11 protein-coding genes are annotated in these 12,705 nt (G+C 69.8%); 5 read left to right on the top strand and 6 right to left on the bottom strand.

The genetic code is table 11. The annotated features are described in order from the left end of the window. The first annotated feature begins 591 nt into the window (after window positions 1-591). Window positions 592-2,400, top strand: coding sequence for a DUF222 domain-containing protein (locus BCM27_RS17165; RefSeq protein WP_004022514.1), 1,809 nt, complete (start codon window positions 592-594; stop codon window positions 2,398-2,400). A 27-nt stretch (window positions 2,401-2,427) separates the two neighbouring features. Here BCM27_RS17165 and BCM27_RS17160 read toward each other — a convergent pair whose 3' ends face one another. Then, a complete protein-coding gene (locus BCM27_RS17160) occupies window positions 2,428-3,393 on the bottom strand; it encodes a hypothetical protein (RefSeq protein WP_004022513.1) in 966 nt (321 codons plus the stop codon). A 70-nt stretch (window positions 3,394-3,463) separates the two neighbouring features. Then, complete coding sequence (locus BCM27_RS17155; protein WP_004022512.1) at window positions 3,464-4,048, bottom strand: HhH-GPD-type base excision DNA repair protein; 585 nt, start codon at window positions 4,046-4,048, stop codon at window positions 3,464-3,466. Window positions 4,049-4,096: 48 nt separating this feature from the next. Here BCM27_RS17155 and BCM27_RS17150 point away from each other — a divergent pair, with 48 nt between their 5' ends. Next, entirely contained in the window at window positions 4,097-4,642 is a 546-nt protein-coding gene (locus BCM27_RS17150; protein WP_033203995.1) for a hypothetical protein, read from the top strand. Window position 4,643: 1 nt separating this feature from the next. Here BCM27_RS17150 and BCM27_RS17145 read toward each other — a convergent pair whose 3' ends face one another. The 4 genes from BCM27_RS17145 to BCM27_RS17130 form a co-directional block, all read right to left on the bottom strand. Continuing rightward, on the bottom strand, window positions 4,644-5,306 hold the full coding sequence (locus BCM27_RS17145) for a lysoplasmalogenase family protein (RefSeq protein WP_004022509.1): 663 nt from the start codon (window positions 5,304-5,306) through the stop codon (window positions 4,644-4,646). Further along, on the bottom strand, window positions 5,303-6,574 hold the full coding sequence (locus tag BCM27_RS17140; RefSeq protein ID WP_004022508.1) for an alpha/beta hydrolase family protein: 1,272 nt from the start codon (window positions 6,572-6,574) through the stop codon (window positions 5,303-5,305). The genes BCM27_RS17145 and BCM27_RS17140 overlap by 4 nt, the downstream gene beginning before the upstream one ends. A 48-nt stretch (window positions 6,575-6,622) precedes the next feature. Continuing rightward, entirely contained in the window at window positions 6,623-7,525 is a 903-nt protein-coding gene (locus BCM27_RS17135; RefSeq protein ID WP_004022507.1) for a hypothetical protein, read from the bottom strand. Between the two features lie 271 nt (window positions 7,526-7,796). After that, complete coding sequence (locus tag BCM27_RS17130; protein ID WP_004022506.1) at window positions 7,797-8,627, bottom strand: Rv1157c family protein; 831 nt, start codon at window positions 8,625-8,627, stop codon at window positions 7,797-7,799. Window positions 8,628-8,929: 302 nt separating this feature from the next. Between BCM27_RS17130 and BCM27_RS17125 the strand changes: the two genes are divergently transcribed. Genes BCM27_RS17125 through BCM27_RS17115 form a run of 3 tightly spaced genes read left to right on the top strand, consistent with a single transcriptional unit; the run spans window position 8,930 to window position 12,703 of the window. Further along, window positions 8,930-10,000, top strand: coding sequence for a thiamine ABC transporter substrate-binding protein (locus BCM27_RS17125; protein ID WP_004022505.1), 1,071 nt, complete (start codon window positions 8,930-8,932; stop codon window positions 9,998-10,000). A gap of 28 nt (window positions 10,001-10,028) precedes the next feature. Beyond that, the gene (locus tag BCM27_RS17120) at window positions 10,029-11,663 is read left to right on the top strand and encodes an ABC transporter permease (protein ID WP_240492361.1); all 1,635 of its coding nucleotides are present in this window, start codon (window positions 10,029-10,031) and stop codon (window positions 11,661-11,663) included. Then, complete coding sequence (locus BCM27_RS17115; RefSeq protein WP_004019205.1) at window positions 11,660-12,703, top strand: ABC transporter ATP-binding protein; 1,044 nt, start codon at window positions 11,660-11,662, stop codon at window positions 12,701-12,703. The genes BCM27_RS17120 and BCM27_RS17115 overlap by 4 nt, the downstream gene beginning before the upstream one ends. The last annotated feature ends 2 nt before the right edge of the window (window positions 12,704-12,705 follow it).

Below are 12,705 nucleotides of genomic sequence, written 5' to 3'. Positions count from 1 at the left end.
CCTTCGTCGCGACGAGCGCAGGCGCCCCTCTGCTCCCTAATCCGAAAGAAGCGACCGCATTGCTCCCTGATCCGAAAGAACCACGAAACCGCTGGTCTGCGATGCCCTCCCTTTGCTCCCTGAGGTGCGAGGAGCGTTAGCGACGAGCCTCGAAGGGTGGCGACGTCATCTCGCCGGGACCCTTCGTGACGGCCTCCGCAAGCTCCGGCCTCCTCAGGGAGCAGTGGTTGGGGTCGCTCCAACACAACGGGTCCATTCTGATCCACGACGGCCGCCGGGCCGCAGTTACTGAGGTGCGAGGAGCCATAGCCGCCGGGCCGAGCAAGCGACGAAGGAGCGCGTCGAGGTCGACGAGCCTACTTTCCGCTCCTTGAGGAGCGCCCGGAGCTTGCGGAGGGTGCGTCACGAAGGGTATGGCGACGAAATGTCCCCGCTCCCTTCGAATTCGACATGATCTGCGCAGCCGACCATAGCCAGATGTCGAGGACTGCTCGTCGGGCGCGATTTCTTGTCGGTGGTCGGGTCTATCTTGGATGTATCAGGTGGACCGGTCAACCAGGCCGGGCGGCAACGACTTCGGGGGGGGTCACTGTGGGGGCATGGACGGATCTGCCGGGCGAGTTTCTCGCCGGGGTCGATCCAGCGCGCCCGGCTGATGCCGACACCGCCACCCATATGCAGTGTTTGGGGTCGATCCGTGCCGGGGAGTCGTATCTGGCGTGGTGCCGCTATCAGACGATCCTGGTGCTGTGCGACCGTCTGCTGAACACTGTCGGCAACAGTTACGTGTCTGATGGTTTCGGTGACATCGTCGCCCGGGTCTCGCGGGAGGCCGGGATCACCCGCTACCGCGCCGGGGTGCTGGTCGACGAGGCGCTGTGTCTGCGTGACCGGTTGCCGCGGGTGTTGGAGACGTTGCGCGACGGCATCATCGGGCCGCACCAGATCCGCGAGATCGTCGGCCGCACCCACCTGGTGGCCGATGACCACCTGCTCGACCCCGCCGACCCCGCCAGCCGCCGGATCATCGAGGTGCTCGACGAAGCCATCGCCGACCTGCTGCGCTCTCGGGCCGGGTCGTGGTCGACGTCAGGTTTGCGCGACATGATCGACCGCCTGGTCTTCGGCCATGACGCCGACGCGGTCCGCGAACGGCGCCGCGAGGCGCTGGACAACCGTGGCGTGTGGACCGAGAACCACGGTGACGGGACCGGTGAGATCACCGCGGTGATGGCCGCCGAGAACATCCGGGCTTCCAACGCCTCGGTACGCGAGTTGGCCGCATCCGTCTGCGACCGCGATGGCCGCACCCTCGGGGAACGGAAGTCCGACGCCATGTGCGCGTTGCTCACCCGAACGGAGTTCACCTGCGCGTGCGGACGATCCGACTGCACCGCAACACTGCCCGATCCTGCCGGCGCCACCGCGGGTACCGAGGTCGTGATCCATGTCGTCACCGACGCCGACACCCTGGCCGGCGGCTCCGGGCCCGGTTGGGTCGATGGGCACGGGGTGATCTGCGATGAGCATGTGCGCGATCTCGCCGCCCGGCCTGACGCGACGATCCGGCCGGTCACCCCGGTGCGGACACCAGCGTCGCATGTCGTCGCCGGCGGCCCAGGCGTCACCGGCGAGGACGGATACGACGACGAGCCCACGCGGACCGCGAACATCTCCGCACCACAGCAGGATACGGATGACACCGACACCGACACCGACACCGACGCCGACGGCGACGGAGCGGGCTACGCGTCGGCACCCCCGACTCCGGCCACGTCGTCGACGGAGCCGACGTCGTCGGAGATCGTGGTGGTCTACCCGGGCGCCCTGCCCGGTGACCCGTACCGGCCGACGAGTGCGTGTGCGGAGTTCGTGCGGGTGCGCGACGGTTACTGCACCGAGCCGGGTTGCACGCGTTCGGCGTTCACCGGCGACGTCGATCACGTCGCCGAGTACGACCACGCCCGGCCCGCCCGCGGCGGCGCGACCTCGAGTGAGAACCTCAACGCCAAATGCCGCGCCGGTCATCTGCACAAGACGCACGGTGACTGGACCGACGTGCAGTACCGCGACGACGAGGGCCGACTGGTCACCGAATTCGTGACGCCGGAAGGCTTCGTGATCCCCGGCGCGGCCGAAACCCTCGAGGATCTCTTCCCGAACCTACGTCGTATCCGATTCGAGCAAGCCGCGAAAGCACCACCGACACCGCGCATCATCGTGCCCGACCACCACGGCCGACCACCCCGCACGATCACCGAACGAACCGCCGCGAAACACGCGAAGCGGCGAGAAGAACGCGCCCGCAACAAGACACAGCGCGAAGTGGATCGACGGGCCCGGACCGAGGCAGCCCACCACCAGCCGACAACCCACGACGACGAGCCCCCGCCATTCTGACCCGGCGCTCGGCGTGGCCTGTGGTGGCTAACCCCGCGGGTACCCGTTCGTGTCCGCCGGGGCGTCTCCGTGTCCGTTTCCGCCCGACCCCTTCGGCGGACGGGTGAGGCGTTTGGGAAGTCGTTCGGCGAGACCGCCGAGCGGTGCGACCGATTGGTTGAGCAGGTCCACGGTCTCGGCGAGTTCGTGGACCGTCTCCTGCATGGTGATCAGGGTCGGGCCGAGTTGTCCGATGACCTCGGTCAGCTCGGTGATCCGGTCCAGCGGCCCGCCGGGTGCGATCGCACGCTCGACCGCACCGTTCTCGCCCAGGAGCTGATCGAGCAGGCCGTCGTCCTCAGCGAGCCGGTCGAGGATGCCCCCGGCCGCGGTCACCTTCTCCAGCACACCGTCGGGTGCCGTGAGCTTGTCGACGATCCCGCCCTCGGAGGTGAGACGTTCGAGGATGCCCTCGTTCTCGGTGAACTGGTCGACGACGCCGCCCGGGCGGGTCAACCGGTCGAGGGGGCCGTCCTTGGCGGTGAGGCGGATCAGGATGCCTCGCTCGTCAGCCATCTGATCGAGGAGCCCGCCTTTCGCGGTGAGCTTCTCGAGCGGGCCGTCAGACGCGGTGAGCCGGTCGATGACGCCGCCCGGGTTCAGCAACCGTTCCAGCGGACCCGCGCTGGCGAGGATGCGTCCGAACGGCCGGTCGGGTCCGAGCAGCTCGGACAGCTGGTTGAGCAGGGCGAGCGGCGTGCGGGCGCTGCCCAACTCGTCGGCGTCGACGCCGACGGCCAGCGCGAGCTCGTGCTGGACGCTGCCGGCGGTGATCCGAGCGATGGTGACGGCGGACTCCGCGGCGCTCAGCACCACGCCGGTGACGGCGAATCCGACCCGGAACGGCATCTCGACGAGAGCACGGCCGGGATCGAGTGCAGCCTGCCGACGCTCGACGTCGCGCCGACCGGGGACGGGACGGTCGGACAGCGACCGATCCGGAAGGGACTCCATGGTGTCCGACCCTAGGCCAAGGGGTGTGCGTTCGGGGCGAGGGTTGCGCGATCCGGCGGGCGGTGTCGCCCTAGGAGTCGGCGCCCGAGGCCTGCGCGGCCTTGGCCGCCTTGGCGGCCTTCTTGAAGTCGCGGACCTTCTGCAGCGAATCCGGGCCGGTCACGTCGGCGACCGAACGGAACCCCTTCTTGCTGTAGTCCCCGGCGACCTTGGTCCAGCCCGACGGCTTGACGTCGAGCTGCTTGGCGACGAGGGCGACGAAGATCTTGGCCTTCTGGTCGCCGAAACCGGGCAGTGCGCGCAGCCGCTTCATGAGGTCGGCACCGTCGGCGGCCTCGGTCCAGATGCGCGCTGCGTCGCCGCCGTATTCGTCGGCGACGACCTTCGCGAGTGCCTGGACCCGCCCGGCCATCGAGCGTCCGTAGCGGTGGATGGCCGGGGGAGTGGCGCACAGGTCGGCAAACGCCTCGGGATCGGCGTCGGCGATCTCGACCGGGTCCATCGTGCCGAACCGGTCGCGGATCTTGGCCGGCCCGGCGAACGCCCGCTCCATCGGGAACTGCTGGTCGAGGAGCATTCCCGTCAGGAGGGCGAACGAATCGCGGGAGAGGAGTTCGTCGGCCGCGGGTTCCTGGGCGATCTGGATCTTCGGCATGGGTCGATTCTGGCAGACGGCACCCGTGCGCGGCTCTAGACTGCCTCCATGATCAGCGGGGAGAACACGGGCGGCGTCGAGAACAGCAGGCCACGGCGAGGGGGCTTCGGGGCGGGGACGATCGCCATGGTGGTCGGAACCGTGATGGGACTGGCGGTGTCGCTCTTCGGTGTTGGTGTCGCCACGGCCGCGCCGGCCGACGACGGGGCGAACTACGTCACCACGCTGCGGTGCGACAGCGTCAACCCGTGGCCCGCGGGCACGGTCAAGGTCCGCGTCGACGTGTTCAACCAGATCCGCCACCCGGCCGACGGACTGCCCGGTCCGGTCATCGCGCTCATCGGCACCGACCGCGCCAAGCGCGTCGCACTCGAATACACCTACGAGGTGTCGGTGTCGTGGCGGAATCTGCGCACCGGGCGGACCGGTGTGACGACGGTTCCCGGACGGGGTTACACCGTCAAGTGGCAAGTCGACATCCATCCGGGGAGCGGTCCCGTGGCCTTCACGATCCGTCAGAAGATCGGCGCGCTCGCGTTCTTCCCGATGACCAATCCGAAGTACTCGTCGTGCTCGGGTCGCGCCGTCGCATGACCTACCGGTCGGCGAGTCCGCCGACCAGGAGGTACTGCGCGGTGAAGTAACTCGCGAGCACCCAGGCCTCACCGGCGACCCGTAGTCGTGGATCGGTGACCAGGTGCCGTCGATTGATGATCGCGAGGTCCGAGAGCAGGAAGAACCACCCGCCGGCGCGCAGGCGCGGCTGCGGCGCGGGCACGTCCGACGCCAGCGCCGACATGGTCGCAAGCGTGTTGCCGTACGTACCGAGCACCAGCAGCAGTGCCGGACGGTGGCGCGCCAGGACCGTCGCCGACTCGGCCAGGATGCTCACTCGCGGCGCGAGCGTGCGGACCGACGGCCGGGCGCCTGCGCGCCACATCGCAGTCGCGTAGCTCAGCTGCGCACCCGCGAAAGACGTTGCACCTCTGCGCAGACAACGATCCTTCGCCACCGGGTCGTCGTGTTCGAACTCCTCCCGCAGCATGAATCGGTCGCCGACCGCCGAGAAACCGAGAACGGCTGCCAGTGCGACGGTGTCGGCGACCGGGCGGCGGCGTGCTCCGGCGGCCACCCGCGCCGCGAGAAGCGCGATCGGCAGCGGCTTGGTGATCTCGGCGCTGCGTCGGTCACCGACCGACCCGCTGATCGTCGCTGCGGCGGCGGTGGCCGCATAGGCGATCCGGAATGCCCGGTTCACTGCAGGATTCGGGCGACGAACCCACGGATGTCGGTGTCGGAGAATCGTTTCGACTGCGCCCCGTCGAGAGTCAGATACGTGCGTGCCGACACCTTGGCGTCACCGCCACGTGCGTCGTTGAGGTACTTGAGCGTGAGCGGTACGACGACGGAGGTGTCCTGAAGGGTCTGCGTCATCAGAACCGGACGTTCGAAACCGCGGGTCGGCAGGTCGGTCGCCTTCGTGAGCAGGGAGGTGAGTTCGGTGTTCCCCGACAGCGGCTTGGTGAACAGCGAACCGATTGCGAGACCATCCACTTCACGGACGAACTCGGTCACACATGATGCGGCGGCCCTGGTCATCCACTTTTTGCCGGCGTCGGTGAGGTAGGCGTTCACGTCGATGTCCGGGTGCGCGTTGCGGATCGCACTCAGCGTGTACAGCGCGTCGGCGGCCAGTCCGGACGGCATCGCCGCCGAGGACGGGCCGAGATTGGCCACCAGCGAACCGAATTGGGCCGGGATCGAGCTCGCCGCGGCACCCTTGAAGTCGAGCTTGCCGCCCTGGATGGTCGGCGCCAACCGGGCGAGCGTGATCGCGGCCGCCGCCCCCTGTCCCTCGCCGACGACCGCCCACGAGCGCGACAGGTTGTCGGCGATGTCCCGCGAGGCGCGCACCGCGTCGACGATGTTGCGTGCGGTGGCCTCCAGGTCGTAGTACTGCGGGGTGCCGGGCGTGCCGACACCCGCGTAATCGGTGCTGACGACGGCATATCCGCGTCCGAGCCAACGCTTGAGTTCCTCGGTGTCCTCGGCGGTGGGCCGCGTCGACGGCGCGCACTTGTCGGCGATACCGCGCGAACCGTGCGCCCAGGCGACGATCGGCCAGCCGCCGGCGGGCGCGCGCCCGCCGGGCACCATGAGCACGCCGGAGGACAGGTGGGCCTTGCCGTCGGCGCCGGTGCTCCAGTAGGTGAAGTCGTTGCCCGAGGCCGCTCCGGCGACCGTACGAGCCCGGGGGAGTTCACGATTGGCGTAGACGGCGCCCGGGGCCTGTCCGGGACCACGCGTGTCGACGGTGCCCGCGTTGTCGTCGGCGGGGGCACTGTTGTCTGTCGACGACGGTTCCGCCGTGCCTGGTGACGAGGTGCTCGGGGCCGGCTGGGCCGCGGCCGTGGCCGTCAGACCGGCGACGGCCGGAGCCACGACGATCGTGAGAGCCGCTGCGGCCGCGAGGGCGCGGGTGAGGTGGGCACTCCGGGGTTTCGAAGTGTTGCCGTGGGGGTTCATGTGTCAGTTCGTTCTGTGAGGTGGGTCGGTTACCGAAGGCGTTGTCGCTCAGGCGTTGACGACGCCGACGGCCGGCAGGAACCAGCAGTTCTGGGTGCCGTTGCTCGCGTTGCCGAAGACCGCCGACAGGATGGTGCCGCTGCCGGTCTTGACCGGTGCGAGCCGGACCCCGGACAGCAGGGGCAGCGCGGTGAGCGCGGTCCGGTCGGTGATCGGGTCGAGATCGGCGAAGCCGCCCTGCAGGGTGCTCGTGTTGAACCAGGCGACCTGCATCTTGCCGCCGCTGCCGGCCGTCGGTGAGGCAGGCACGAAGGCGTAGGCGGTCTCGCCCTTGTCGACGAGGTTCAACTTCTCGGGCAGCTTGACGCCGGGGATCATGTCGAGCAGCGGCTTGAGCTGGGTCAGCGGATCGGTCTTCATCGGCCACGGACCTGCCACGGCTCCCGCCCCGGCGGTCACGAGACCGAGCGGGTTGTCGGCGGTCGGCGCGGTGCAGAACGGCGACACCGACGGGGTGAGCGTCTGGATGCCCAGCGTGCGGAGCAGGGCGATGGGATCGGTCGGCGCGGCGGCGGGCGTGGCGCCCGGGGCGGGGGCACCCTCGGCGGCTGCCGGGAGCGGAAGGGCTCCCGCACGACCGGCGATGTCCTCGACCGACAATTGGCCGGCGCTGCCCATGATCGTCTGTGCGGCCTGCACCGCGATCTGGTCGACGCCCGCGGCCTTCAGCAGGCGGACCGCTCCGGCCAGCTCCGCGTCGAACGGGATCGACAGCGCACCGAGCATGTTGGCGGGAACGAGCGGTTCCGCGGCTGCGGGTGCCGACGTTGCGGTGAGGGTGGCCGCCGCCATCGCCACACCCATGAGACCGGCGCCGCAGCGCTGGATCGCGCGGCTGCGAGTGACGCGACGCGGAGCGTCGGAACGCGTGAACCGAGACGTGAGGGACATGGCTCTCCTTGTGGCAACCGGCCATGACGACCGGATGGGCGATCGAGCACCCGCCACGTGTGGCGGGTGTGACAGGTGGGACTCAAGTTAAAAGAGACCATGTCGGTGTCGGCCCCGGCAAGTTGCGAGTCCGACCTGTGACATGGGCGCGATCGGCGAGAGACCGAACCCGCGTCGAGCTGCGTGTTCGAAGTGAGCGCCCCACCCCCCGCCACGACGAAGGCACCCCGGCGATGAGCCGAGGTGCCTTCGTCTGTGAGAGGGAAAGCGGTCAGATGATCGCGAGTCCGATGACCGGGACGATCGTGCAGGAGACGATCTTGCCCTTCGTCTTCGTGGTCACGTTGCCGTGGATCGCCGAGATGACACGGCCCTTGCCGGTCCGCGAGATACCGGTGAAGGTGCCGGGTCCCTCTTGGACGTTGATCTTCGGGTTCCGCTTCAGCGTCGTCGTGCCGGTGCGGCCGGTGTCGACGTTGAACCAGCTCACCGTGAGGGGTGCGGTCTTGTTGTCGATGGCCGGGCCGGTACCGAGCGAGGTGTAGACGTAGCCCGCCTCGCCGCGCTTGGGGCCGGGAGCCGGGGCTTCCTGCGGTCCGGCGGTGGCCAGGGCGCGTCCGAGCGAACCACCGCCGGGGATGCAGCCGAGGCCGAAGGTCGGGTAGAGGAATTCCTGGATCTTCGGAGCGTTCGGTCCCTGCGGGATCTCCGGATCGCCGGGCTTGCGCTCGGCGGCGAGTTCGCGCGCGGCCTGCTTGCGGCCGGGTTCGCCCAGGAAGTCGGCGATCGAGCGCCAGATCTTGCTGACCTCACCGGGCATTCCGGGGGTGTCGGCGAACGACTGGGCCTGACGGAGCAGATCGACCGAGACCTTGCCGTCGGGTCCGGGGGTCGCCACCGAGCCGATGATCGCGGGTGCGAACGCGCCGAGCGAGTCCAGCACGCGCTGGTCGACCTTCGGCGCCGGTGCGGCCTGGGCGGCGACCGGAAGAGCGAGCGACGTGGCCGCCGCGAGCGCCGACGCGGCGACGAGGAGGCGACGGGTCCGGATTCGATGCGGGGCGTTGCCGGATCGCAACCTCGGTGGCCGGGAGAAACGCACTGGTGTGTCCTAACGGTCGTGGCGCAGGCGGGTGAGTCGTGCTGCGCCTCGTGGTCGTGGCATCCGCCCGGGTGTCGGCTCGCGGACAGCCCATCCTCTCACCCGAGTCGTCGCGGGTCATTCTAAGCCCCTCGCGGGTTCCAATGTCCAGGCCGAGGTCCTGTTACGGGTGAGGTTTGTGTGGTTATTGATGCAATTGTTACTCAAGTGAGGTCAACGCGGTCGGGGCGTGCGGCCAGTCGGCCACCTGGTTGGATGAGGAGAATCGGGGAACTCTCGCCGATGTCGAACAGGAGTCTGATGTGAACGAGCTGCGCACCGACGGCTTGCCGGGTCGTCGACGCGGGAGATCGCGGCTGACGCGTGTCGTCGTCGCCGTGGCCGCCCTTGCACTGGCTGCGTCGACCGCAGTCGCATGCGCAGACGATTCGTCGTCGGGTGCGGAGGTCACCCTGCTCACCCACGACTCGTTCGAACTGCCCGAGTCCGTCCTCGACGCATTCCGCCAGGAGACCGGCCTGACCCTGAAGATCGTGAAGTCCGGCGACGCCGGGCAATTGGCATCGACGGTGTCGCTGACACCGGGCGCACCCAAGGGTGACGCGGTCTTCGGTATCGACAACACCTTTGCGTCGCGCCCGATCGACGCCGGCGCCCTGGAATCCTACGAGTCACCCGCCGCGGTCGACGGTGCCGCGGACTATGCGGTACCCGGCGCCGAGGGGCAGCTGACGGCCGTCGACCGGGGCGATGTGTGCCTCAACGTCGACGACGGCTGGTTCGAGTCCAGAGGACTGACCCCGCCGGTGAGTTTCCGCGATCTGACCCGCCCGGAGTTCGCGTCGCTCACCGCGGTGACCGACCCCGCCACCTCCTCACCGGGCACGGCGTTCCTGCTCACCACGGTCGGCGCGCTCGGAGACGGCTGGCAGGACTACTGGAAACAGGTCGTCGGCGGCGGCGCAACGGTCGTCTCGGGCTGGGAGGTCGCCTACAACCAGCTCTTCACGGCCGGCGAGGGTCGCGGCGACAAGCCCATCGTGCTGTCCTACGCCTCGTCCCCGGCGGCCACGCCCGGGACGAGCGCGCTGCTCGACAGCTGCTTCCCGCAGGTCGAGTACATCGGCATCCTGAAGGGCACCCGGAACTCCACCGGGGCACGCAAACTCGTCGACTTCATGCTCAGTCCCACCGTGCAAGAAGAAGTCCCGTCGTCGATGTACGTCTATCCCGTGCAGCGCGACACGCCGCTGCCCCCGGGCTGGCCGGCGCGCGCGGAGGTGCCCGCCTGGATGTCGTCGCTGCCGCCCGCCACGATCGCGGAGAACCGCGAGATGTGGCTCGACCAGTGGCGCGCCGCGGTCGGCCGGTGATGCCTCGGTGACCCGCGCCGGGACGGCGGTGACCCGGGCGTCCCGGGCTGCCGGACCGGTGGCGCTGTGGCTCCTCCCGGCACTGTTCATCGTGGTGCTGTTCGCGTGGCCGGTCGTCGCCCTCGTCCGGCGGGCCGTGTCGATCGCCCGCGACTCCGGGGCGGGCCTGGGTGAACTGCTCGAACGTACCGACGCACTGGGACTTCTCGGCGTCACCCTCGGTCAGGCGGCGGCGTCGACCGTCCTGGCGCTCGCCGCCGCCGCCCCCATCGCGTGGTTGTTCGCCCGGGTGCGCGGGGCCACCGCTGTCGTCCTCGCCGTCGTGGTGACCGTGCCGTTCGTGCTGCCCACCGTCGTCGTGGGCGTCGCGTTCCGCTCGTTGCTGTCGGGCCCACTCGCGTTCCTGCACATCGAGTCCGGGCTGCCGGCCGTGCTCGCGGCCCACGTCTTCATCAACATCGCCGTCGTCGTCCGCGTCGTCGGCGCGGCCTGGCGCAACCTCGATCCACGGCTGCTCGAGGCGGCACGGTCGCTGGGCGCCAGCCGCATACGGGCGACGCTGACCGTGGTCGTGCCGCGACTCGTGCCCGCGATCGCGTCGGCCGCAGCGCTCATCTTCCTGTTCTGTTCCACCAGTTTCGGCGTCGTGATCATCCTCGGCGCGGGCGAGCTGCGCACCCTGGAGACCGAGATCTACACCCAGGCCATCGGATACTTCCGCATCCCCGAGGCGGTCGCCCTGTCGATGCTGCAGATCGTGGTGGTGCTCGCCGCGTTGCTGCTGACACGGGTGTTCGCCGATCCGGCCGGCCGCGGATCGGGCGGCGGTGCGCGGCGGGCCGAACGCGACCGCAGGGTCGCCGGCGGCCGGTGGACGCGGCCGGCCGTCTGGGCGGTCGGGGCATGGACGGCGGTACTCCTCGTCGGGCCGGTCCTGGTGCTGATGGTGCGGTCGGTCCGGCCGGTCGCGCACGGCGACTGGACGTTCGCCGGCTATCGCGCACTCGCCGAACCGGTCAACGGGGTGACGCCGCTGGAGAGTCTGCGGTATTCACTGGTGACCGCGACCGCGGCGACCGCGATCGCGTTGGTGGTGGGGACACTCGCCGCGGTCGCGCTCCACCGCGCACACGGGGTGGTCGGGGCGATCGGTTCGGCGGTGTCGCTCGTGCCACTCGGGATCAGCGCCGTCACACTGGGATTCGGATATCTCATCGTGTTGGCGTCGCTGCCCTACGAGATCGCCGCGTCGCCCGCGGTCATCCCGCTCGTCCAGGCGCTCATCGCGATACCGGTGGTCATCCGGATCATGATGCCCGCGCTCGAATCGGTGCCGGCCCGGCTGCGGCACGCCGCGGCGACGCTGGGAGCCGGGCCGATTCGGGTGTTCGCGACGGTCGATCTGCCGATCATCGGCAGGTCGATGGGAGCGGCCGGGGGTTTCGCCTTCGTCATGGCCCTGGGCGAGTTCGGCGCGACGAGCTTTCTCGCCCGCGCGGACACGACCACCCTCCCGGTGCTGATCGGGTCGGCCCTCAACCGGCCGGGTGCCGACAATCTGGCGACCGCCATGGCCGCCTCCGTGGTCCTGGTCGTCGCGACGGTTCTCGCCGTCGTCGCGGTCGAGGCGTTCCGTCCCCGCTCGGAGGTCCCGCTGCTGTGACCCCCGGGAATTCATTGGAAGTCCGTGATCTCACCGTTGCGTACGGCGACGAGACCGTCATCGACGGCCTGTCCTGGCGGCTCGGGGGAGAGGGCTCCCTGGTGACCGCGATCCTCGGCCCGTCGGGGTGCGGCAAGTCGACCCTCATCCGGGCGATCGCCGGGCTCGAGTCGCCGGTCCGGGGAACCGTGCGGTTCGGCGGTGTCGACCTCGCCGGGGTGGAGGTCCATCGCCGGGACTTCGGCGTGGTCTTCCAGGACGGGCAGCTCTTCGGCGGGCGCAGCGTCGCGTCGAACATCGGATACGGACTCCGGGTGCGGCGCTGGTCGCGCCGCGCCATCGCCGAACGCGTCGCCGAGATGCTCGACGTGGTCGGCCTCACGGGCTACGACAGACGTCTCGTCGACACCCTGTCGGGCGGCCAGGCGCAGCGCGTCGCACTCGCGCGTGCGCTGGCCCCACGCCCGCGGCTGCTGTTGCTCGACGAACCGCTCGCGGCCCTCGACCGACGTATGAGAGACGAACTGGCGGTGGAGATCTCGGAGATCGTCCGCGCGGCCGGTGTCCCGACGATGGTGGTCACCCACGATCACGCCGAAGCCGCGACCATGGCCGACGAGATCGCGGTGATGCGTGACGGCGTGATGATCCAGACCGACGCCCCGGCGGGGCTGTGGCGACGCCCGGTCGACGAGTGGACCGCACGATTCCTCGGCGCCACGACCGTCGTCGACGCACAGGTCCGGTCGGGTGTTGCCGACACCGTGCTCGGCGAGATGCCACTCGACCTCCCCGATGGCAGTCGCAGGCTCGGTCTGCGGCCCGAGTCGGTCTCGATCGGCCCGGCGTCGCCGGGGGCGGACGAGGACACGGCAGCGACAGCGATCGTCATGCTCGTCGCCGAACTCCCGGCCGGCCCGCGCGTGCGCATCGACACCCCGGTCGGCGAGATCGACGCCGTGACAGACGCATCGGTCGCCGTCGGCGACCGGGTCCGGATGCGTCTGGTGCCCGAACGCGTCGCGGTGATCGGGCCGTGACG

It is taken from the genome of Gordonia terrae (assembly GCF_001698225.1).
GTDB lineage: Bacteria > Actinomycetota > Actinomycetes > Mycobacteriales > Mycobacteriaceae > Gordonia > Gordonia terrae.
The sequence above is the reverse complement of the archived record's forward strand: the minus strand, read 5'-3'. Positions and strand labels throughout refer to the sequence as shown.

What these genes read in the sequence shown, in the direction of transcription:
- BCM27_RS17150 (WP_033203995.1), top strand. Translation starts at nt 4,097, where the DNA reads ATGATCAGCGGGGAGAACACGGGCGGCGTCGAGAACAGCAGGCCACGG.
- BCM27_RS17155 (WP_004022512.1), bottom strand. Translation starts at nt 4,048, where the DNA reads ATGCCGAAGATCCAGATCGCCCAGGAACCCGCGGCCGACGAACTCCTC.
- BCM27_RS17140 (WP_004022508.1), bottom strand. Translation starts at nt 6,574, where the DNA reads ATGAACCCCCACGGCAACACTTCGAAACCCCGGAGTGCCCACCTCACC.
- BCM27_RS17160 (WP_004022513.1), bottom strand. Translation starts at nt 3,393, where the DNA reads ATGGAGTCCCTTCCGGATCGGTCGCTGTCCGACCGTCCCGTCCCCGGT.
- BCM27_RS17135 (WP_004022507.1), bottom strand. Translation starts at nt 7,525, where the DNA reads ATGTCCCTCACGTCTCGGTTCACGCGTTCCGACGCTCCGCGTCGCGTC.